The organism is Campylobacter sp. 2018MI34, from assembly GCF_016598975.1.
In the GTDB taxonomy this organism is placed as follows: domain Bacteria; phylum Campylobacterota; class Campylobacteria; order Campylobacterales; family Campylobacteraceae; genus Campylobacter_D.
Window position 1 is genome coordinate 1 of sequence record NZ_JAENKS010000023.1, and the last position, 21,897, is coordinate 21,897.

Sequence of the window (21,897 nt, forward strand, 5' to 3'; positions counted from 1 at the left end):
TAAGACTTTGATTTATACAACTATCTAAAGCTTTTTTTATATATTTTTCTACATTAAAGGTTGGAAGTATGATAGAGATTTGAGGCATATTTAACCTTTATGTAAGTTATTTATTTGTTTAAAAATCCCTATAAATTTTTAAATTATGATTATTCTATCAAAAAAACATTTTTTTAAATTAAAAATTAAATGATTATATATAGTAAAAATTTAATTTTAAAATATTAAAATTCGTTTTTAATATTAAAGGAATAAAATGGATTTTTCTAAAATAAGTGTTATTATGATAGTAAAAAATGCTGAACTTACTTTAAAAGAGTGTTTAAATTCTTTACTTTGCTTTGATGAGATTATTTTGGTTGATAATCAAAGCTCGGATAATACTTTAAAAATTGCTTATGAATTTAAGGAAAAATTTCCTGCTTTGCATATTAAACAAAGCGAATTTATCGGTTTTGGACCTTTAAAAAATTTAGCACTTTCTTATGCTAAAAATGATTGGATTTTAAGTATTGATGCAGATGAAGTTTTAGAAAAAGAGTGCATTGAAGAGTTAAAAAAACTTGATTTAAAAGAGCAAGATATTTTAGCTTTAGTGCGTAAAAATCTTTATAAAGGAGAATGGATTAAGGCTTGTGGATGGTGGCCTGATTATGTTTTGCGTATTTTTAATAAAAATTTTACTAAATTTAATGATAATTTAGTTCATGAAAGCCTAATATTGCCATCAAAAACTCAAAAAATTTATCTTCAAAATGGGTTAAAACACTATGCTTTTAATGATATTTCACATTTAATTGATAAAATGCAAAGATATTCTTCACTTTGGGCAAAACAAAATTTATATAAACAAAGTAGTGTATTTTTAGCAAGCTTAAAAGGATTTTGGACTTTTTTTAGAAATTATTTTTTAAAAAAAGGTTTTTTATATGGATATAAAGGTTTTATAATTAGTATTTGCAATGCTTTAGGAGCCTTTTTTAAGTATATGAAACTTTATGAGTTAAAACTTTTTAAACCAAAAACTTGTACTTTAATTATCACAACTTATAATGAGCCAAAGCGTCTTTCTCTTGTACTTGATAGTGTTAAAAATTTAAGTTTAATGCCCAATGAGGTGATTATTGCAGATGATGGATCTAAAGAGGATACAAAAAATTTAATTGAGAAATACCAAAAAAATTTTCCTTGCCCTTTAAAACACTCTTGGCAAGAGGATAAAGGCTTTAGAGCGGCTACTAGTCGTAATAAAGCTATTGATCTTTCTAATTATGATTATATTATTTTAATTGATGGAGATATGATTTTAGAAAAAGATTTTATCAAAGATCACTTAAAATTTGCACAAAGAAACTTACTTTTGCAAGGTTCTAGAACTATTTTAAATGAAGATGAAACTAAAGATATCCTAGAGAACAATGATTTTAAAATAGTCTTTAATAAAAAAGGCTTTAAAAATAAAAAAAATAATTTTTTAGCCAATTTAATTTATAAATTTTCAAAAATTGATAAAAAATTCTTTAAAAAATATGAAATTATAAAAGGAAGTAAAACTTGCAATATGAGTTTTTATAAAAGTGATTGGCAAGCTATCGGTGGTTTTAATGAGAATTTTGTTGGTTGGGGTAGAGAGGATAGTGAATTTGTAGCAAGGTTTTTATTTAATAATGGCAATTTTAGAAGGCTTAAATTTAATGCTTTGGCTTATCATATTTATCATAAAGAAAATACTAAAAATATGCTTGAAATCAATCATCAGATTTATTTAGATACTATAAAAAATAAAAAAATAGATTGGAGATGAATGAAAATTTTGCTTATTATTGGAGATATCACCTTAAAGGGAGGATCTGAAAGAGTTGTAGTAAATTTAGCAAATCTTTTTTATGATAAGGGTTTGGATATTGAAATTTTAAGTTTTTATAAGGAGAATGAAAAGCCTTATTTTTTTATCAATCCAAATATAAAAATTAGTTTTTTTTATCAAAAATCACACAATGAAGTAAAAAAAGGTCTTTATAAACTTGTTTATAAGTGTTATGAAAGTTTTGTTATTAAAAATAAGTATAAAGATAAAGATTATATTATTTATAATAATTGCACACAATTTCCTTTTTTTAAAAATAAAAATACACATTATTTAAAAATCCATCATTTAAAATTCAAAGCATTTAAAAGAGATAAATTTTTTGATACCTTAATAATTCTTTCTTCTAAAGAGCTTAGTACTTGGCAAAAATATCATAAAAACGTAAGAGTTATACCCAACTTTTTATCATCTTTGCCAAAAGAAAATGCAGATTTAAAACAGAAAATTATACTTTCTATAGGTAGAATGACAAATGAAGATCAAAAAGGTTTTTTTAGACTTTTAAATATATGGAAGATTATTCAAAAAGAAAATAATGGGGGGGGGGTATAAGCTTCATATAGTAGGAGAGGGAGAAGCTAAAAAAAGACTTTTGGATAAAATAAAAAAAGAAAATATTAAAAATGTGATTATAAAACCTTTTACAGAAAAAATTGAAAAAGAATACTTAAGTGCAAGTATTTATGTAATGACAAGTTATTTTGAAGGCTTACCTATGAGTTTGCTTGAAGCTAGTTCTTTTGCCTTACCTTGTATTGCTTTTGATATAAATTCTGGTCCTAGTGATATTATAGAAGATGAAAAAAGTGGATTTTTGGTTAAAGATGGAGATTTAGGAAAATTTGCTTTAAAGTTAAAACTTTTAATGAATGATTCAAATTTGCGTAAAAATATGGGAGAAAAAGCAAAAGAACTTATAAAACTTAAATTCTCTAAAGAGGCTGTTTTTAAAAAATGGCAAGAAAACTTATCTTAACTCGTGCTTTAGTTTTTTAAAAAAATTATAAAATTTAATTTTCTTTTTAAGTAATTTATATTTTAAATATGAAATTTCGTTTAAATCATAAGATAATTTAATAATTTCTTTATAAAGATAAAAGCTAAATTCTTTAATGATAAATTGTTCTAAATTTGAATTTTTAATTATGTTTGTAATTTCTTTATAATCTTTTAAATTTTTTTGTAGTTGTTCTTTAGTTTTTTTTAAAGTTAAAGAATTTTCGTTAATCCTATAAAAATATCCTATAAAATTAGCAGTTTTTATACTAGGGTTGATAAGAAATGCGAAAGCTAAAAGATCTTCTGCCATATTTATTTTATAAGAAGATAGATGTTTTATAGTATGAAGATAAAAATCTTTTTTAAATAAAATTCCCCAAATATTCCATAAGTATTTATAAGAGGATTGTTCTATAATATTTTTTAATCCTTCATAATTTTTATAATCTGGTAAATTTTCTTCTATACCCCCCCCCATTTCATCAATTTTAGCAAAGCCAAATCTTAATAAATTGGCTTCTTTAATCTCTTTTAAAGCTAGCTCACAAGCATTTAAAGCTAAAGTATCATCAGGGTCTAAGAAAGTAATATAAGGAGAATTTGCATAAAGTGCTCCTTGATATCTAGCAGCTAGTAAGCCTAAATTCTCTTTATTGTGAATAATCTTAATTCTTTTATCTTTTAAAGCTTCTTCTTTAGCTATATTTATACTATTATCACTTCCACAATCATCTACTACAATAATCTCTATATCTTTAAGACTTTGATTTATACAACTATCTAAAGCTTTTTTTATATATTTTTCCACATTAAAAGTTGGAAGTATGATAGAGATTTGAGGCATATTTAACCTTTATAGTATTTTAAATTTTAAAGACTTAAGAATTTAATTTTTTAATTTTATCAAAATTATTTAATAATATAAATTAAATAATTCTTGATTTATGACTATATTTTTTATAATGAAAAATAATTTTTAAAAGCTTTAATATCACACTAAAGCTTCCTTTATTGGATTTTCTAGCATAAAAAATACTTTCTCCTAAAATACAGCAAAGTCCAAATTCTTCATCTTTTATTTCTTTAATATATTCTAAATATTTTTTATCATTTTTATTTTTTATAAGTGAAGCAATTTTAAAAAATTTAAAATCATTACAGAATTTTAAAGCCATAAAACCTAAGGCAGCAATATATAAATATTCTTTAATATTATTTTTTTCTTCTAATAATTCTTTATTAAAGATAGGAGTTTTATTTACCATTTCCCACCAATAATCATTGATATTTTTTCCATTAGCATCTATATAAGATTTTAAATATTTCCAAGGTTTTTCACCATAGTGTAAAATTTTAGGATTTTTAAAACTTTGATTAAATTCTTCTCTAGTAAAATTGAGTCTATTGGAATTTTCATCTTTACAAATAGCATAAGCATAGGTTATAACGTTAAAATTATAAGCAAAATCTAGTTTTAGAATTTGATTTCTTAAAACAAAATTTAATAAATCTTGATCAGCTGCTTTAATATAAAAGCATTTTTTGGCAAGCTCATGAGTTTTTTCTTCAATTTTTTCTTTTTTATATTTTTCAAAGTTAATTAGCAAAAATCCTGCATTAAAATAATTTTGATCAAAATAAAAAGTTATTTTTTTATTATTTTCTTTAAATTTAATTTTTCTTTTTTTAGAGCCAGGATCGTTTACACAAGCTATAATTTTATCTTTTAAATCTAAGGCAAAAAGCTCTCTCATATCAAAAAAACATAGCATATCAGAATCAAGATAAAGACAATTTTTAACATTGTTATCTAAAATAGAATTAATTTTTAATCTATAATAAGATAAATAATTACTATGTGCCGCTCCTGATTTTGGAAAATCTTTAAAAAATTCATCTTCAAAAATATGAATTAAAATTTTACAAGGATAAATACTATTTAATTCTTTTTCGAAAAATTGGAGTTTTTCTTCTGTTTGGGGGCTTATAAAGTTGCTTAAAATATGAAAAATATAACCTTCTTCTTGTTGCTCTTTGTTTAATGTATCAAATTTTAAATAAGAATATGAGTCAAGAGTATTGTTATTTTTTAAAGGTGTAAAATCTTCTTTATCACAGAAATCTTTAAATTTTTTTGACAAATCAGTATTTTTAATGATGCTTGTTATTAAAACAGCGCTATACTTAATATAGTTTTCATCAGCACTCATAATAATATGGAACATTTTTACTCTTAGAATCTTGTCCCAAGTGTGAATTCAAAAGTATTTGTATCATCACCTTTCTTTTTATTAAGTGGTTTAGCAAAGATGAGTTGTAAAGGTCCAATAGGAGTTATCCATTCTATACCAACCCCTGTACTCATTCTTTTAATTTCATCAAGATTTACTTTCCCTATCATACCATAATCAAAAAATACGCTACCACGCAATTTAATTCTATCTATAAGAGGAAAGCTAAGTTCTACAGAATTTGCAAAAGCTATGGTTCCGCCTATTTCATCTCCCCAACGATTTTTAGGACTTAAAGTTCTATTTTCAAAACCACGAACAGATTGAATCCCACCTAAATAAATTCTTTGATTAATAGGAAGATAACCTGTATCCCATACTTTATAAAAACTTGCTTTATAGCGATATATAAGATCATATCCTATAAAATCTTGTAATCCTTGATAGAAATTAAACCTTGAACTTGAAGAAATAAATTTTTGCTCTCCTCCAAGTCCAGCAAATTCTAATCCAGTTGAGATAATGAAACCTGAACGAGGGAGATAATAGTCATCTGTATTATTAAAACCGATAGTTGGAGTTATGGAACTTTTTGTAGTTTCTCCAAGGCGATATCCAGTTCTTTGAAGAGTAGGACTTAGTTTATAGATATTACTTTTTTCAAGATTATAAGTTAAACTTGCACTAAAATATCTTGCAAATTGTCTTCCTACTGTAATATCAAAACCATAATTTCTTTCAGAATAATTATCCCATTCATAATTACTTGAATAAATTGATCCTCCAAGGCTATATCTTGAGTCTAAAACTCTTGGATTTACAAGAGAAATTCTTCCAGAAAGAGTTTCATTATCTTTATCAACATTAACAGAGCTTTTAATACCAGAACCAAAGATATTAGTATCAGATAAAGAAGCATTTAGGAGTATTCCATTACTAGAGCCATATCCTATACCACCTGAAATAGTTCCTGTGGAAGTTTCTTTAACTTCCACAATTAAATCAACATGAGTATCATCTACTTTTTCTTCTTTTATGTTAACATCTTCAAAATAAGATGTTCTTTTTAAAGCATTTCTAGAATCATCTAAATCAGTGCGGTTATATAAATTTCCTTCTGTAAGATAAAGTTCTCTTCTAATAACTCTATCTACAGTTCTTGAATTGCCTGAAATGATAACATTTCTAATATAAACTTTTTCATGGGGTGTTACTTTAAAAACAATAGAAGCTTCTTGAGTTTGATCATTTTTTTGTATATCTGGGAAGACTTCGACAAAAGCATAACCAAGATTTGCACTTTGGGTTTCTAAAGTTTTGATATCTTTTCTAATATTTTCTATATTGATAGTTTTATTAACTTGTGATTTTAAGTCTTTGATAGTTTTTTGATTGCTTTTTTCATCAAATAAAGGATTTTCTATGGTAATTTCTTTAATTTTATAAGGATTTCCTTCTTGGATAAAATAAGTAAGATTTGCTTGATAAGTATCTGTATAAGTTCTTAAAAAAGGCTCTGAAACTTTAACATCTAAATAACCTTTTTTCATATATTCATCACTTATGCGTGCACTATCATTACTTAATTCAAAAATTTTTAATTTTCCATCATTTCTTCCCCACATCCAACCCATAAATTCTTCTTCTTTATTAACAATGACAGGCTCTATATCAGAATAAGAAAATTTCTTTGCACCACTTAAATAAACATTGTTAATAATGATATTTTCGCCTCTATTAACAATAAATTCTACTTCTAAACCATCTGTATTTTCTAAACTTTTTTTCTTAAATTCTACAGTAGTATCAAAAAAACTTCTTGATTCATAATAAGACTTAATTCTTTGGCTTGCCTCTTTAATACTTGCTTCATCAAATAAACTTCCTTTTTTGATGCCTAAAATACTTTCAATTTGCTTTCTATCATTTGAAACTACTCCAGTAATGGTTATTTTAGCAATTGTAGGTTTTTCTGTAAGTATAATATCTATAATTCCATTTTTTTCTTCAACGGCAATATTGTTAAAATAATTTTGTTTGTATAAATTTAAAATTGCTTGATTGATATCTTCTTCTTTGAGCGTATTTCCTACTTTTAAGCCACTAATACTTAAAGCGGTTTCATTAGAAAGATGATAAAGTCCGCTAAATTTGACTTCTTTAATAACAATAGCATTGGAAAAAGTACAAAAAACACAAATACCGATTAATTTTTTCATTTATTTTTGCCTAGATTCATGAAATTTCTTTTTTAAAGAGTTTTATCTTAAATGATAGCAAAAAAAATTTAATAGTTTTTAAAAGTATTAAAATTACATTATTAATTTTTATAATTTATGCTAAAAATATTAACTTAAATTTAATAAAATTATTTTTGAAATTTAATTATTTAAATATTTTTGGATTGTGCAATGGCTCAAAAAAGAAAAGGAAAAAAATTTTTATTTATTTTTGTTTTGGTTTTTGTTGTTTTATTGGGATACTTTTTAAGTAGTTTAAGTATTTTTGAAAAAAATAAACCAGAAATTTTTGTTAATGATGTTATTTATAGTAATTTAAAAGATCCTATTTCAGTACGCGTTAAAGATAATGAAAGTGGATTAAAAAGTATAAAAATCACTTTAAAAAAAGATTCTAATGATTCAGGTATTGTTTTAATAGATCAAAAAATAGATCAAAAAAATGATATCACTTTAGAATTTAATCTTCCTAAGCTTGCTTATAAAGAAAAAATTAAGTCTTATATTATGGAAATTGAAGCATATGATGCAAGTTTTTGGAATTTTTTTACTGGAAATTATATCCAAAAATCTGTTTTTATAGATATAGATGATATAAATCCTGAAGTAAAAGTTTTAAGTAACTCCTATCAAATTGAGCAAGGTGGAGTTGCTAGTGTTGTTTTTAAAGCAGAGGATAAAAATTTAGATCAAGTGTATATTCAAACAGATAAAGGGAAAATTTTCAAGGCTATACCTTATATTAAAGAAGGTTATTATGCTTCTTTAATTGCTTGGAATGCAAAAGATGATTATTTTAGAGCTTATATTATAGCCACTGATAAGGCAGGAAATTCTACAAAAGAAAGAATAAGATATTATTTTGTAAATAGAAAATATCGCGTTTCTAATATCAATTTAAGTGATAAATTCTTAGATACTAAAATAAATTTTTTAGCTTCAGCAAATATGAGTAAAGATGATGCTTCTAAGTTAAGTAGAACGCAAAAATTTAAATTTGTAAATGAAACTTTAAGATTTGCTAATGAGAACTTAATTTATAAAATTACCTCAGAAGTTCCAGAAGAGAGTGTAAAAGATTTTAATTTAAATCTTTTTTTACCACTTAGAAATGCTATGAAAGTAGCTGATTTTGCTGATCATAGATCTTATTTTTATAATGGTGAGTTTATAAGTAGCGGATATCATATGGGATTAGATTTAGCAAGTACAGCTTTTGCTCCAATTATTAGCAGTAATCCAGGTAAGGTTGTTTTTGCTGAAGATAATGGAATTTATGGTTTAAATATAATTATTTATCATGGTTTTGGAGTTTATAGTCTTTATGGACATTGCTCTTCTAAAAATGTTGATGTGAATGAAAATGTAAAGAAACAAGATGTTATAGCAAAAACTGGAACTAGTGGTTTGGCATTGGGTGATCATTTACATTTTGAAGTATTGGTCCAAGGTGTGCAAACAAGACCAGAGCAATGGCAAGATAAAATATGGCTTAAAAATAATATTTATAAAGTTTTAGAAGATGGAAAAAAAATAATTTTAAGCGAGAAATAAGTATGAAACAATTAACTATAGCAAAATCTGTAAAAGGTGTAGGAATAGGACTTCATAAAGGAGAGCCAATAGAAATTATTTTAGAACCATTAGAGGCTAATAGTGGTATAGTTTTTTTTAGAAAAGATCTAAATATTTCTTATAAGGCTGAACCAGCAAATGTGATCAATACTCAAATGGCAACAGTTATTGGAGATCATAGAGGATATATTTCTACAATCGAACATTTAATGAGTGCAATTAATGCTTATGGAATCGATAATATACGTATAGTTTTAAATGCTAATGAGGCTCCTGTAATGGATGGAAGTAGTATTAGTTTTTGTATTATGCTTGATGAAGCAGGTATTAAAGAACTTGATGCTCCTAAAAAAGTAATGGTAATTAAAAAAGCTATTGAGGTAAGAGATGGTCATAAATTTGTAAAACTTATACCAACAAAAGAACCAAAGATTAATTATACAATTAAATTTGATAATGCTGTAATTGGAGAGCAAAATTATTGTTTTGAATTTAGTAAAAAAAATTATATAGAAAATATTGCAAGAGCCAGGACTTTTGGATTTTTAAAAGATGTTGAAAAATTAAGATCTATGAATTTAGCACTTGGAGGTAGTTTGGAAAATACTATCGTTGTTGATGATAATCGCATCTTAAATCCTGAGGGCTTAAGATTTAAAGATGAATTTGTGCGTCATAAAATTTTAGATGCTATTGGAGATTTAACTTTACTTGGATACAGGGTTTTTGGAGATTACATTTCTTATGCAGGAAGTCATCACTTAAATCATTTGCTTACAAAAGAACTTTTAAAAGATGAGCAAGCTTATGAAATCATTACTCTTGAAAAAGATTATGAAAAAGATTATGAAAAGGTTTTTGCATAGAAAATTTAACCCTTTTATTAAATGCTTTATCAAGCCCTTTAATGCTTGGTATTTATAAAGAAAATATTTTAATTAAAAAATATACAAGCGATGAAAAAGCTAGTGAATTTTTACCAAAAATTTTAAATTCTTTATTAAAAGAGTTTAAAATTTCAAGGTTGATCTATGCCAATGGACCTGGATCTTATATGAGTATTAAAATTTCTTATATGAGTTTAAAGACTTTAAGCATAGTTAAAAATATTCCTTTGTATAGTATAAGTGCTTTTGAACTCAATGATTTTAAACCCATCAAAGCGAATAAAGATTTTTGTTTCGTTTTTAAAGAGGGTGAAATTATTTTAGAAAAAAATATTCCAGGTGACTTTTTTTTGCCTTTAAATTTAGATAAAATTAACATAAATAACAATAATTTGCCTTTTTATTTTTTAGATGTAATTTAGGATGTATTGTGAAAATTTTAGTTCCTGCTACAAGTGCGAATTTAGGACCAGGATTTGATTGTTTAGGGCTTAGTTTAAAACTTTTTAATGAGGTAGAAATTAAAAAAGCTTCCTTAACTAGCATAAGCATTAATGGAGAAGGAAGTGATAATATTTATCTTAAAAAAAATAATCTTTTTCTTTCTGTTTTTAATGAAATTTATAAAAAATTAAATGGAAAAAGAGATAATTTTCAATTTATATTTCGTAATAATATACCATTATCTAGAGGTTTAGGAAGTTCATCTGCTGCAATTGTTAGTGCTATAAGTGCAGCATATTTAATATCTGATTTAAAATTAAATAAACAAAAAATTCTTAATGAAGCGTTAAAATATGAAAATCATCCAGATAATATAGCTCCAGCTGTTTTTGGTGGTTTTGTTTGTTCTTTAGTAAAAGATAAAAAAGTATTAAGTATTAAAAAAGAAATTGATACTAGTTTAAAAGCTGTTGTAGTAATCCCAAATACTACAATGAGCACAGAAAAAAATCGTCAAATTTTACCTAAATCTTTAAGTTTTAATGATAGTGTTTTTAATTTAAGCCATTCATCTTTTTTAACAGCCTGTTTTTTGGAGAAAAAATATGATTTATTAAAATTTGCAAGTGAAGATAGATTACATCAATTAAATAGAATGAAAAATTTGCCAGAACTTTTTGAAGTACAAAAATGTGCCTTAAAAAATAGAGCTTTAATGAGCACTCTTTCAGGTTCTGGATCTAGTTTTTTTTCTTTAGTTTATGAAGAAGATGCGCAGTTTTTATTTCAAAAGATGGAAGAAACTTTTCCTCATTTTAAAATAAAACTTTTAGAATTCGATAATAATGGGCTTGAAATTTGCTAAAAAATATAAAAAAAAGATATAATTTTGAGAAATCATACACCTATTAGAATGTGCATTGTTTGCAAAGAGCGTTTCAAACAAGAATCATTATTTAGATTTAAAGTTATTTCAGGAAAAATTGAACTTCATTTTAAATGTGGACGCAGTTTTTATCTGTGTTCTAAGTGTATTTTAAAAGAAGATAAAATTTTGCAGAAAGCATTTTCTAAAATGTGTAAAAATTTAACTATGAAAATTACTCAGCAGGATTTAAAGGAGATATTTTTAGATGGCAAAAGTTAGAATTTATGAAATTGCAAATGAAGCAGGATATTCAAGTAAAGAGATTATAGAAAAAGCTAATGAGTTAGGACTTGATATAAAATCAGCATCAAATGCTGTAGATCCAGAAGTTGCAGCTGCAATTTATGAATACATACAAACTAAAATTATTCCAGAAGCTTTTAAAAAAACCCAAGCCCCTGCTAAAAAAGAAAAAAAAGAAGTTAAAAAAATAAAAAAAGATCTTAAACAAGAAGAAATTAAACAAGAAGTTAAAGCAAAAACACAAATTAAACAAGAAGAGCAAATTCAAGCTAAAAAAGAAAAAAAAGAAGAAAAAGAAAGTTTAGCTAGTGCAACCTTGGCAAAACGCAGAGGACTTGTGATCGTTAAAAAGAAAAATAATGAAATCAATAACGAAGAGAAAAAAGAGGAAGTAAAATCTAATGCAACCCAAGAACGTATTAGTTTATCAATGATTTTTTCTAACAATGAAGAAAATGCAAAACCAGTTAAGAAAAAAGATAAAAAGCCTTTTGTCGCAACAAAAAAAGAAAATACACAAAAAATGGATTTTTTAAGTGATCACGAATTTGCAGATATTTCTTTAGAAGATGAAGATGAGGTAGTTTTGCCTGATTTTAGTGTTAAAGAAGAGGAAAAACCTCAAAACACTATAAAAAAACCACCTAATTTTTTACGTCAAGCAGTTGGAAATTCTGCTGGTTTTGGTATGGAAGGAGGTATTCAAAGAAGAAGTCGCAAAAAACCTCCTAAAAAAGTTGAAAAAAAAGAAAATACAGCTATTACTAGTATAGAAATTCCAAAAGAAATTAGAGTATATGAATTTGCTGATAAAATAGGAAAAAGCACAGGAGAAATTATTTCAAAGCTTTTTATGCTTGGAATGATGACAACAAAAAATGATTTTTTAGATGAAGATGCAATTGAAATTTTAGGCTCAGAATTTGGCATAGAGATTAATATCATCAATGAAGCAGATGAATTTGACTATGTAAAAGATTATGAAAGTGAAATTGATGAAAAAGATTTAGTTGCTAGAGCCCCTGTAATTACTATTATGGGACACGTTGATCATGGTAAGACTTCTTTGTTAGATTATATTAGAAAATCACGTATTGCAAGTGGTGAAGCAGGTGGGATTACTCAGCACGTTGGTGCTTATATGGTTGAAAAGAATGGGCGTAAAATTACTTTTATCGATACTCCAGGTCACGAAGCTTTTACAGCAATGCGTGCAAGAGGAGCTAGTATAACTGATATTGTTATTATTGTTGTAGCTGCTGATGATGGAGTAAAACCTCAAACTAAAGAAGCTATAAATCACGCAAAAGCCGCTAATGTGCCTATTATTATAGCGATTAACAAAATGGACAAAGAAGGTGCAAATCCTGATATGGTAAAAACGCAACTTGCTGAACTTGATATTATGCCAATTGATTGGGGTGGAAATTATGAATTTGTAGGAGTTTCTGCTAAAACAGGAATGGGTATTGAAGATTTACTTGAAATAGTGCTTTTGCAAGCTGATATTTTAGAGCTTAAATCAAACCCAAAAGCTTATGCAAAAGCAAGTATTATAGAAAGTTCTATTCAAAAAGGTCGTGGTGCAGTAGCTACTATTATTGTTCAAAATGGAACTTTAAAAGTTGGGGATACTATTGTAGCAGGAGAATCTTATGGAAAAGTGCGTGCCATAAGCGATGATCAAGGTAAAACTTTAAAAGAAATTAAGCCAGGTGAATGCGGTGTTATTATAGGGCTTAGTGAAGTTACAGATGCTGGAGAAATTTTAATCGCTGTAAAAACAGATAAAGAAGCAAGAGAATATGCTAATAAACGTCACGAATACAATCGTCAAAAAGAATTAAGCAAATCAACTAAAGTTAGCATTGATGAGCTTGGAGCTAAGATTAAAGAAGGCAATATCAAAGCTTTACCAGTTATTTTAAAAGCAGATGTACAAGGAACTCTTGAAGCCTTAAAATTATCTTTAGAAAAATTAAGAAATGATGAAATTAAAGTTAATATTATTCATAGCGGAGTAGGAGGTATCACTCAAAGTGATATAGAGCTTGCAAGTGCAAGTGAGAATTCTATAGTATTAGGCTTTAATATACGACCAACAGGCGAAGTTAAAGAGCGTGCTAAAGATAAAGGCGTGGAGATTAAAACTTACAATGTAATTTACAATCTTTTAGACGATGTAAAAGCCTTGCTTGGTGGTATGATGAGTCCTATTATTTCAGAAGAGCAACTTGGACAAGCAGAAATCAGACAAGTGATTAATGTGCCAAAAATTGGGCAAATTGCAGGTTGTATAGTAACTGAAGGAGTGATCAATCGTGGGGCTAAAATTCGCCTTATTCGTGATGGAGTTGTAGTGTTTGAAGGCAATGTAAGTTCTTTAAAACGCTTTAAAGATGATGCTAAAGAAGTAGCTAAAGGCTATGAGTGTGGTGTTGGGATACAAGGGTGCGATGATATGCGTGTAGGTGATTATATAGAAAGTTATAAAGAAGTTGAGGAACAAGTTAGTTTATGAATGTAGCTGAAATTAAGAAACTTCGCACAGAAAGTATTTTAAAAGAGCTTATCCCAGAAGCTTTAGCAAATTTAGATGATGTAAATTTAAAAAATCTTTGTGTGGTAGATGTAGAGTGTAAAAAAGGCAGATATGATGCTTTTGTGTATCTTGATAAGATGTTTTTTAACACTCACGAACAAGAAAAGATTTTAAATTCTTTAAAAAAGGCTAGCAAGGCTTTGCAAAATTATTGTATGAGTGAGCAGGGTTGGTATAGATGTCCAAATTTTCATTTTAAATTTGATGATAGATTAGAATATCAAAACCATATAGATACTTTATTTGAAAAAATAAAAAAGGAAAAAAATGAATCTTGAAGCTTTATGTAAAGAAGCTGGACTTGATTTTTATGATGATGAGTTAGTTAGTGAAAATGGTAAGAAAATTTATCGTGTTTATGTGATGAAAGAAGGTGGGGTAAATTTAGATGATTGTGCAAGGTTAAGTGAAATTTTATCCCCACTTTTTGATGTTGAACCGCCTGTGAATGGAGAGTATTTTTTAGAAGTATCCTCACCTGGACTTGAAAGAAAGCTTACTAAATTAGATCATTTTCAAAAAAGCATTAATGAACTTGTAAAAATTACTACTAACGAAAAAGAAAAACTCAAGGCAAAAATCATTGGTGTAGAGGATGAAAATATCGCTTTAGAAAATTTAGAAAATCAAGAAAAAATTACCTTAAATTTTAATGATATTAAGAAAGCTAGAACTTTTATCGTATGGTAAAAATTTAGATTTCTAAATTTTTTGATATTAAATATTAGAAAGGTTTATTTATGAATATAAATTCAATTAGTGATTATGAAGAATTTTTAAAGAAAATTTATGAGAAATATAGAAGTAAACTTTTAGAATTTAAAAAAGATGAGATAGAATCTTATAAAAATAATAAAGAAATTAAAAAATTAAAAACAAAAGAAAATTATAATTTTTATGTTGCTAGAAATTCAAAGTCTATAGTATCGTTTGTTGATTCAAGTAAAGAACTATGCGATACATTTACTATAGATAATTTTTTAAATAAGTTAAAGAATATTGATGATAAGCAGATTAGATCTTATAATCCTATTATATATAAAGATATTTTAGAAAACAACAGTTTAGTTTCAGATAGTTCAGATTATTTTTTAGTTCCTTCAAATCCAGATAATTTTTCCCTTGAAGATTATTTTAATAACAATAAAGATGAAGATTTAAGATGGGGCAAAAGTGGAGGATCGGCTCTTTTAAATATGAAATCAAATAATAAAATATTTTTTTATACATCTAAGGAATCTAAAATTTGTTTTTATGGTGTAATAAAGGAAGTTAGAGAAGATGGAGAATTTATTATTAATAAAATTCAAAAATTAGAAAAAACTATAGACTTAGATGAGGCTAAAGAATATAATTTTACTCATCCTCAAAAAAATCAAAATTTCTCTAATTTATTTATTTTAAATTATTTATTATTAGCAAATAATTTAATATTTAATAAAGATCAAAATATACCTTTAAATCAAATTCTTTATGGACCTCCAGGTACAGGAAAAACTTATCATACTATAGATAAGGCTTTAGAAATTTTAGGTGAAAATATAGAAAGTAGAGATGAGAAAAAAGCAAAATTTGATGAATATGTAAAAAATGGGCAAATAGTCTTTACAACTTTTCATCAAAGCTATGGATATGAAGAATTTGTAGAAGGTATAAAGCCTGATTTAGATAAAAAAAATAAAAATGAAAATTCACAAATTAATTATAAGATTAAAGATGGAATTTTTAAAGAACTTTGTCAAAAGGCTTTAGAAGCTTTAGAACAAGATTTTAAAAAAAGTAAAGATAGTTTTTTAGAATATTTTAAAGAGGAGAAAAAAATAAATCTTGAAGGTAAAGAATTTAGATTTGAGGAGCCGAATAATTTATGTATTAAAAATTTAAAAATACATCTTAATTATGTTAGAAATATTATTGAAAAGATAGGATATAATAAACCCCAAGATATTATAAGCTTTATACAAGAAATTATACAAGTTAAAGATAATCCAGAAAATATTATCAAGCACTATGAGATTATTATAAATTATTTTTATAATGAGTATTTTAAAATAAAGAAATTTATCATAATCATTGATGAAATCAATCGTGGTAATGTAAGTAAGATTTTTGGCGAGCTTATAACTTTGATAGAGCCTAGTAAAAGATTGGGCAATAAGGAAGCATTAGAATTAACTTTGCCTTATAGTGGTGAAAAATTTGGAGTACCTAAAAATGTATATATTATAGGCACTATGAATACAGCTGATAGAAGTATCACTTCTCTTGATACAGCTCTAAGAAGACGTTTTGAATTTGTTGAGATGATGCCTGATGTGAGTGAATTATCTATAGATTGTGAAGGTATTAATTTACAAGAGTTATTAATAGCTATAAACACTCGCATAGAATATTTACTAGATAGAGAAAAAACTATAGGTCATGCATTTTTTATAGGTGTTGAAAATTTAGAAGGTTTAAAAAAGGTATTTCAAAATAAGATTATCCCTCTTTTACAAGAGTATTTTTATAATGATTATGCTTTAATTGATGCTGTTTTAAATTCCAATGATATGATTGATAAAAAAGAATTAGAAAATATTAAATACCTCCAAAAAAAAACCTTAGATAATGTAGATAGTGAGGGAAAAATTTATAAAATTGCTTCGTTTGATAAATCAATTTGGGATAAAATAAAAACATATCAAGCTATTTATGAAAAATAAGATAAGAATAAAATGAAGAGTAATACCTTTTCTATCATCGAATATCAAGCCTTTAATGTTGATGATTTAATAAAAGCATTTTTAAAAGGTAAAGATGAAAAACAAGAAGGTAAAGAAAATATAGAGCAAAAAGCTAGAAAATTTTATCAAGAACTAGAAGATTTTACAAAAAATAATGAAAATCTTCTAGGTTTTAAAAATAAAAATACCCTAAAAGCTAAAAATTATGTAGGCATTATCCAAACTAAAAGCGGAGTTTTAGAAATTTTACCAAAATGCACAAATTTAGAAAGTTATAAAGATAGTACAGATAGTTTAAACATAGCAAAAGAAAAGTTAAAAAATGCCTATGTAATAAATAAGAATAATGAATTATTTACGAGGTTTAGTTATTTTCAAGATTATAAAATTTTAAAAATTAGCAAAACAAAAGATTTGAAAAATATCAAAGTAAAAAAATGGTATAGTTTAACAAAAGTAAATTTTAACCCTAAAATTCTTTTAATTAATTTACTAAAAACCTTAAAAAATTCTCCTTTTAAAAAATCACAAATTTCATCTTTGCAAAGTTCTAAAATGCCATTATTTGAGATTTTTATCACAATGTTTTTAGATGAATTTGATAGTGTGTATAAAAAAGGTTTAATGAGATCTTATGTAGATTATGAGAGTAATAGAGCTTTTTTAAAAGGAAAACTACTTTTTAGTGAGCATATTAAACAAAATTTAGTTCATAAAGAAAAATTTTTTACAAGTTGTGATGAGTTTGTTTTAGATATAGCGCCAAACCGCTTAATAAAATCTACTCTAAATTTCTTAAAATCCAAAACAAATATAAATAAATTTAGACTCATAAAGTCCTTGCAAATGCTTGATGAGGTAGAATTTTCTAAAAATTATGAAAAAGATTTTAGCTATAAAATTTCAAGACATTTTGATTATTATGAAAACTTGCTTTTATGGTGTAAAATTTTCTTAAAAAATGAAAGTTTTATGCCTTATCATGGTAAAAATGAAGCTTTTGCTTTGCTTTTTTCTATGGAAAAACTTTTTGAAGATTATGTAGCTCATATGCTAAAAAAAGCAAATCCAAGTAAAAATATCAAAACTCAAAGCAGTGGAAAATACTTGATTTCAAAAAATGATGAAAAATGTTTTATGCTAAAGCCTGATTTATATATAGAAAATACAATGATTTTAGATACCAAGTGGAAAATTCCAGATAGTGATAAAGATAAAAAGCAGGGCATAGTACAAAGTGATTTGTATCAAATGTTTGCTTATGCTTGTAAATTTAAAATTCATGATATTAAACTCATATATCCTTTGTGTGATAGAACAATGAAATTAAAAGAAAAATTTGAAAGTCCTTTAGTATTTAATGCGAGCAAACATTTTTGGTTTGAATTCGAAAAGCACTATTCTAAACGAGATATAAAAGTTCAAGTGCTTTTTACACCTTTACCTTTTTAAAAACTTACCTATCAAATGTATTAAAAATCCAAAACAAGCTACAGCTATGATACAAGCACCGCTTGAGAGATTAAGATAATAGCTAAGTATAAGTCCTAAAATGCAAAAAATCATACTTAAAAAACTTGCTAAAATCATAATAAAACCAAGTCTTTTGCTAAAATTTTCAGCAATAAAACTTGGGATACTAAGTAAGGCCATAACTAAAATAAGCCCTACAAGACGTATGGAAATGACTATACAAAAAGCCATAAGTGCAATTAAAAGATAATGAAAAAAGTTTATATTAACACCACGAACTTTTGCAAATTCAGCATCAAAACTTAAAGCTTCAAATTGTCTATAAAATAAAACTATCAAAACTATTACTATTATATCAACTATACCCATAAGCCATAGATCTTGTGTTCCTATGGCTAAAATACTTCCAAAAAGATAAGCCATTAAATCCGTGTTGTAATTAGGACTTAAATCAATTAATATAATGCCAATAGCCATTCCAAAAGCCCAAATTACAGCAATAATACTATCGCTTCTATATTCATAACGCTTAGCTAAAAAGGCCACTAAAAAAGCTAAAAATAAAGTAAATATTCCTGTGCTTAATAAAATAGGCAAAGAAAAATAAAAAGCTATTCCTATACCACCAAAAGCTCCGTGTGTTATACCTCCAGCCATAGAAAAAAGGCGATTTATCATCACTAAAGTCCCTATAACTCCACAAGCTATACTGACTAAAAATGCTCCCAATAAAGCGTTTTGAAAAAAAGTGAAATTTAAAATTTCAAACATAATTTTCCTTTGAAAATTTCAAACAAAAATTTTCTTTTTTAAATTCGGTTTTTCTTAAATTTCTTCTTACAAATTCTTGTTCGCATAACTTTTTGCTATTACAATTTTTTTCATCGCAAAAACAAGAATTTAAACTCATTTCCACATCACAAAAATGAGAATGATTTTCGTATAAATGCTTTAAAAATAAACTTTTTTCTTTCTCTTTGGCGTTAGTATGTAAAAAAAGCTCTTTATTTAAATGAGCGATTTTATCACTATAAGCAAGCACTAGATTAATATCGTGGCAAATGAGTAAAATTCCTACACCTTTTTGATGCAAAGAGCTTAAAAGTTCAAAAATTTGTATAGCAGATTTATTATCAACACTTGCAGTTGGCTCATCTAAAATCAGCATTTTGCATTCACTTGCTAATGCTCTTGCAATAAAAACGCGCTGTCTTTGCCCACCGCTTAAAGAATTTATTGTTTTATTCCAAAAATTTTCCATTCCTACGCTTTTTAAAGCTTGCATAGCTTTTTCTTTATCTTCTTTGCTGTAAAAACCAAAAATTTTTTTACTTATAAGTCCCATAAGAACAATTTCAATTACTCTTGGATAAAAATTAGGATTTGCTAAAGTATATTGAGGAACATAACCTATTTCTTTTCTTTGAATAGCTTGAAATTTGATCTCATTTTTAGATTTTAAAAGTCCTAAGATAAGTTTTATGAGGGTTGATTTTCCTGCACCATTTGGACCTATGATAGAAAGAAAGTCTTTGTTATCATAATTTAGATTGATATTTTTTAAAACTATTTCATTTCCATATGTATAATTAAGATTAGAAATTTCAAAAAAAAGCATTAAAGACCTAATTATAGATTTTTAGAAAAGGCATCAGCTGTTTTTAAAAGTTCATTTTCCCAATCATAAGACAAATGATCTATTTTATAAATTTGCGCATCACATTCTTTTGCTAATGTTTTTGCCGCATTTTCAGGAAAGCCACTTTGAACAAAAATGACTTTTATATTTTTATTTTTTATTAGAGTGATTAGATTTTGCAAATCTTTGCTTTTTGGTTCTTTGCCTAGAATTTCTACGGGAATTTGTATAAGATTATAACGTTTTGCAAAATATGTCCAAGAAGGATGATAAACTACAAATTCTTTATTTTTTAATTTTTCTAGTTTTGATGCAATTTGCAAATTTAAACTATTTAACTCTTTTAAAAATTGATCTAAATTTTGTTTATATAAATTTTTATTTTGTGGATATTTTTGACTTAAAGCATCATAAATATTTAAAGCCATAGTTTGCACTAAGATAGGATCAAGCCAAGTATGAGGATCAAAGTGTTCATGCGAATGTTCATGTTCATGAGAGTGATCATGTAAATGTTCGTGCTCATCATCAGTTTCTAGTAAAGTTATATTTTTTTGCATATTTACAGCTTGAAGTTTTGGGAAATTTTGTTTAAATTTATCTATAAAAACTTTTTCAAATTCTAATCCTATGGTAAAATAAATATCACTTTTTTCAAGATCTTTCATCGTGCTTGGTTTAAATTCAAAATTGTGTTCATTACTATTTGGCGGTAATATTATATTGATATTTAGAGTATTTGCGGCTATTTTCTTTACAAAAAATGCTTGAGGAGCTATGCTAACACTAATTAAAGGTTTTGCTTGTAGTATTAAAAAAGAAAAACATAATAATATAATTTTTTTCATTAGATTGACTTTCTAGAATGTTTTTAAAGATTTTTAAGTCTTATAGTATAGCAAACAATCGTTTAATTTTTTTTAATAAAAAATAAATTTTTATTTGATAAAATAACGGCTTTGAAAAAAATCTTTAATTTAAGGAGTTTTATATGAGCTTAAAATTTAAGGTTTCTTTGGTTGCAAATTTAATTGCAATTTTTTGCTTAGGTTTGCTTGGAATTATAACTTACATTTTTGTTAATAAGAGTATATATCATGAAGTTGTAAATGCTGAAACAAACTATATTAAAGTTGCAAAAAATTCTATGATAAATTTTTCAAAGAACAATTCTGATACTCTTGAAAATTTTTCAAAAAGAATTTTGTCATTTTCTTATAATCAATTAAACAACCAACAAGCTTTGATGGAAAATATAGGAGATGATTTAAAATTATTAAGAGAAGCTGGAGGATTTTTAGCAGCTTATATTGCACAACCAGATGGTGAGCTTGTTGTAAGTGATACAGATTCTGATGCTAAAGGAAAGAATTTTGGCATTTATGGTAAAGCTGATAATTATGATGCAAGAACAAGAGATTATTATCAAGAAGCTTTAAAAACAAATGGAATTTATATAACCCCTTCTTATATTGACATAACTTCAAATCTTCCTTGTTTTACTTACTCAAAAGCTCTTTATAAAGATGGTAAATTTATAGGAGTTTTAGCAATTGATGTTTTGGTAGAAGAATTGCAAAAAGAATTTGAAACTAATCCAGGAAGAACTTTTGTTTTTGATAAAAACAATAAAGTTTTTGCTTCAACAGATAAAGAACAACTTAAAGAAGGTTACAATATAGACCAAATTGCAAATATTGCTAAAACAAAAGCTGATTTAGAACCTTTTGAATATCAACGCGCTGATGGCTCACAAAGATTTGGAATTTGTACTAAAATTGGAGATTATACTGCTTGTATAGCAGAATCATTGGATGTGATAAAAAGTTCTGCAAATAAAATGGCTTATATACAAATAGTAGTTGTTATTATAATGATAGCACTTAGTATCATATTGCTTTATGTTATCCTTTCTAAACTTCTCTCCCCACTTACCACTATCCAAAATGGTCTTAACTCATTCTTTGATTTTATTAATCATAAAACAAATAATGTATCAACCATTAATATAAAAACAAATGATGAATTTGGTCAAATATC

At 25.9% G+C, this 21,897-nt stretch carries 20 protein-coding genes and 1 pseudogene; 14 read left to right on the plus strand and 7 right to left on the minus strand.

Going from position 1 to position 21,897, the window contains the following annotated elements:
* Nucleotides 1–88: glycosyltransferase (locus JG676_RS09225; RefSeq protein WP_373563817.1), on the minus strand; the 88-nt coding region annotated here is incomplete at its 3' end.
* A gap of 168 nt (nucleotides 89–256) precedes the next feature.
* Between JG676_RS09225 and JG676_RS06315 the strand changes: the two genes are divergently transcribed.
* Genes JG676_RS06315 through JG676_RS08985 form a run of 3 tightly spaced genes read left to right on the plus strand, consistent with a single transcriptional unit; the run spans nucleotide 257 to nucleotide 2,846 of the window.
* A complete protein-coding gene (locus tag JG676_RS06315; protein ID WP_200169295.1) occupies nucleotides 257–1,804 on the plus strand; it encodes a glycosyltransferase in 1,548 nt (515 codons plus the stop codon).
* Complete coding sequence (locus JG676_RS08980; RefSeq protein WP_246801801.1) at nucleotides 1,805–2,422, plus strand: hypothetical protein; 618 nt, start codon at nucleotides 1,805–1,807, stop codon at nucleotides 2,420–2,422.
* Nucleotides 2,406–2,846: a glycosyltransferase gene (locus JG676_RS08985; protein WP_246801802.1), complete on the plus strand. Its 441-nt coding sequence runs from the start codon at nucleotides 2,406–2,408 to the stop codon at nucleotides 2,844–2,846. The genes JG676_RS08980 and JG676_RS08985 overlap by 17 nt, the downstream gene beginning before the upstream one ends.
* Here JG676_RS08985 and JG676_RS06325 read toward each other — a convergent pair.
* The 3 genes from JG676_RS06325 to bamA form a co-directional block, all read right to left on the minus strand.
* Nucleotides 2,838–3,713, minus strand: a complete 876-nt coding sequence (locus tag JG676_RS06325; protein WP_200217670.1) for a glycosyltransferase family 2 protein — start codon at nucleotides 3,711–3,713, stop codon at nucleotides 2,838–2,840. The two genes, JG676_RS08985 and JG676_RS06325, sit on opposite strands and share 9 nt — an antisense overlap.
* Nucleotides 3,714–3,795: 82 nt before the next feature.
* Nucleotides 3,796–5,094 carry a glycosyltransferase gene (locus tag JG676_RS06330; protein ID WP_200217671.1) on the minus strand — a complete coding sequence of 433 codons (1,299 nt, stop codon included), beginning with the start codon at nucleotides 5,092–5,094 and terminating at the stop codon, nucleotides 3,796–3,798.
* Between the two features lie 8 nt (nucleotides 5,095–5,102).
* Nucleotides 5,103–7,319: an outer membrane protein assembly factor BamA gene (gene bamA, locus JG676_RS06335; protein ID WP_200217672.1), complete on the minus strand. Its 2,217-nt coding sequence runs from the start codon at nucleotides 7,317–7,319 to the stop codon at nucleotides 5,103–5,105.
* 192 nt (nucleotides 7,320–7,511) lie between these two features.
* Here bamA and JG676_RS06340 point away from each other — a divergent pair, with 192 nt between their 5' ends.
* The 10 genes and pseudogenes from JG676_RS06340 (at nucleotide 7,512) to JG676_RS06385 (ending at nucleotide 18,197) form a co-directional block, all read left to right on the plus strand.
* Nucleotides 7,512–8,894, plus strand: coding sequence for a M23 family metallopeptidase (locus tag JG676_RS06340; RefSeq protein WP_200217673.1), 1,383 nt, complete (start codon nucleotides 7,512–7,514; stop codon nucleotides 8,892–8,894).
* Between the two features lie 2 nt (nucleotides 8,895–8,896).
* Entirely contained in the window at nucleotides 8,897–9,781 is an 885-nt protein-coding gene (gene lpxC, locus JG676_RS06345) for a UDP-3-O-acyl-N-acetylglucosamine deacetylase (RefSeq protein WP_200217674.1), read from the plus strand.
* Nucleotides 9,782–9,822: 41 nt separating this feature from the next.
* Entirely contained in the window at nucleotides 9,823–10,224 is a 402-nt protein-coding gene (locus JG676_RS06350; protein WP_200217675.1) for a tRNA threonylcarbamoyladenosine biosynthesis protein TsaB, read from the plus strand.
* Nucleotides 10,225–10,232: 8 nt separating this feature from the next.
* Nucleotides 10,233–11,111 (plus strand): homoserine kinase, encoded by an 879-nt coding sequence (gene thrB / locus JG676_RS06355; RefSeq protein ID WP_200217676.1) that lies wholly within the window; start codon nucleotides 10,233–10,235, stop codon nucleotides 11,109–11,111.
* 24 nt (nucleotides 11,112–11,135) lie between these two features.
* Complete coding sequence (locus tag JG676_RS06360) at nucleotides 11,136–11,393, plus strand: DUF448 domain-containing protein (protein WP_234284650.1); 258 nt, start codon at nucleotides 11,136–11,138, stop codon at nucleotides 11,391–11,393.
* Complete coding sequence (gene infB, locus JG676_RS06365) at nucleotides 11,380–13,938, plus strand: translation initiation factor IF-2 (RefSeq protein WP_200217677.1); 2,559 nt, start codon at nucleotides 11,380–11,382, stop codon at nucleotides 13,936–13,938. The genes JG676_RS06360 and infB overlap by 14 nt, the downstream gene beginning before the upstream one ends.
* The gene (gene rbfA, locus JG676_RS06370; protein WP_200217678.1) at nucleotides 13,935–14,297 is read left to right on the plus strand and encodes a 30S ribosome-binding factor RbfA; all 363 of its coding nucleotides are present in this window, start codon (nucleotides 13,935–13,937) and stop codon (nucleotides 14,295–14,297) included. The genes infB and rbfA overlap by 4 nt, the downstream gene beginning before the upstream one ends.
* Nucleotides 14,287–14,709, plus strand: coding sequence for a ribosome maturation factor RimP (gene rimP / locus JG676_RS06375; RefSeq protein WP_200217679.1), 423 nt, complete (start codon nucleotides 14,287–14,289; stop codon nucleotides 14,707–14,709). Before rbfA ends, rimP begins: the two co-directional genes overlap by 11 nt.
* Before the next feature lie 872 nt (nucleotides 14,710–15,581).
* Nucleotides 15,582–16,724 (plus strand): annotated as a pseudogene (locus JG676_RS09230) (McrB family protein); the annotation flags it as partial.
* A gap of 12 nt (nucleotides 16,725–16,736) precedes the next feature.
* Nucleotides 16,737–18,197, plus strand: a complete 1,461-nt coding sequence (locus JG676_RS06385) for an McrC family protein (RefSeq protein ID WP_200217681.1) — start codon at nucleotides 16,737–16,739, stop codon at nucleotides 18,195–18,197.
* Here JG676_RS06385 and JG676_RS06390 read toward each other — a convergent pair.
* Genes JG676_RS06390 through JG676_RS06400 form a run of 3 tightly spaced genes read right to left on the minus strand, consistent with a single transcriptional unit; the run spans nucleotide 18,186 to nucleotide 20,705 of the window.
* Nucleotides 18,186–18,989, minus strand: a complete 804-nt coding sequence (locus tag JG676_RS06390) for a metal ABC transporter permease (protein WP_200217682.1) — start codon at nucleotides 18,987–18,989, stop codon at nucleotides 18,186–18,188. The genes JG676_RS06385 and JG676_RS06390 overlap by 12 nt on opposite strands.
* A complete protein-coding gene (locus tag JG676_RS06395; protein WP_200217683.1) occupies nucleotides 18,982–19,836 on the minus strand; it encodes an ABC transporter ATP-binding protein in 855 nt (284 codons plus the stop codon). Before JG676_RS06395 ends, JG676_RS06390 begins: the two co-directional genes overlap by 8 nt.
* A gap of 11 nt (nucleotides 19,837–19,847) precedes the next feature.
* Entirely contained in the window at nucleotides 19,848–20,705 is an 858-nt protein-coding gene (locus JG676_RS06400) for a metal ABC transporter solute-binding protein, Zn/Mn family (protein WP_200217684.1), read from the minus strand.
* Between the two features lie 143 nt (nucleotides 20,706–20,848).
* On the opposite strand from JG676_RS06400, the gene JG676_RS06405 reads away from it, so the two are divergent.
* A partial coding sequence (locus tag JG676_RS06405) for a PDC sensor domain-containing protein (RefSeq protein WP_200217685.1) occupies nucleotides 20,849–21,897 on the plus strand: 1,049 nt, incomplete at its 3' end.

Coding starts and splice junctions, on each gene's coding strand:
- JG676_RS06395 (WP_200217683.1), bottom strand. CDS start 19,836: ATGCTTTTTTTTGAAATTTCTAATCTTAATTATACATATGGAAATGAA.
- lpxC (WP_200217674.1), top strand. CDS start 8,897: ATGAAACAATTAACTATAGCAAAATCTGTAAAAGGTGTAGGAATAGGA.
- infB (WP_200217677.1), top strand. CDS start 11,380: ATGGCAAAAGTTAGAATTTATGAAATTGCAAATGAAGCAGGATATTCA.
- JG676_RS08980 (WP_246801801.1), top strand. CDS start 1,805: ATGAAAATTTTGCTTATTATTGGAGATATCACCTTAAAGGGAGGATCT.
- bamA (WP_200217672.1), bottom strand. CDS start 7,319: ATGAAAAAATTAATCGGTATTTGTGTTTTTTGTACTTTTTCCAATGCT.
- JG676_RS06315 (WP_200169295.1), top strand. CDS start 257: ATGGATTTTTCTAAAATAAGTGTTATTATGATAGTAAAAAATGCTGAA.
- JG676_RS06385 (WP_200217681.1), top strand. CDS start 16,737: ATGAAGAGTAATACCTTTTCTATCATCGAATATCAAGCCTTTAATGTT.
- JG676_RS06340 (WP_200217673.1), top strand. CDS start 7,512: ATGGCTCAAAAAAGAAAAGGAAAAAAATTTTTATTTATTTTTGTTTTG.
- JG676_RS06400 (WP_200217684.1), bottom strand. CDS start 20,705: ATGAAAAAAATTATATTATTATGTTTTTCTTTTTTAATACTACAAGCA.
- rbfA (WP_200217678.1), top strand. CDS start 13,935: ATGAATGTAGCTGAAATTAAGAAACTTCGCACAGAAAGTATTTTAAAA.
- rimP (WP_200217679.1), top strand. CDS start 14,287: ATGAATCTTGAAGCTTTATGTAAAGAAGCTGGACTTGATTTTTATGAT.
- JG676_RS06325 (WP_200217670.1), bottom strand. CDS start 3,713: ATGCCTCAAATCTCTATCATACTTCCAACTTTTAATGTGGAAAAATAT.
- JG676_RS06390 (WP_200217682.1), bottom strand. CDS start 18,989: ATGTTTGAAATTTTAAATTTCACTTTTTTTCAAAACGCTTTATTGGGA.
- JG676_RS08985 (WP_246801802.1), top strand. CDS start 2,406: ATGGGGGGGGGGTATAAGCTTCATATAGTAGGAGAGGGAGAAGCTAAA.
- JG676_RS06330 (WP_200217671.1), bottom strand. CDS start 5,094: ATGTTCCATATTATTATGAGTGCTGATGAAAACTATATTAAGTATAGC.
- JG676_RS06350 (WP_200217675.1), top strand. CDS start 9,823: ATGCTTGGTATTTATAAAGAAAATATTTTAATTAAAAAATATACAAGC.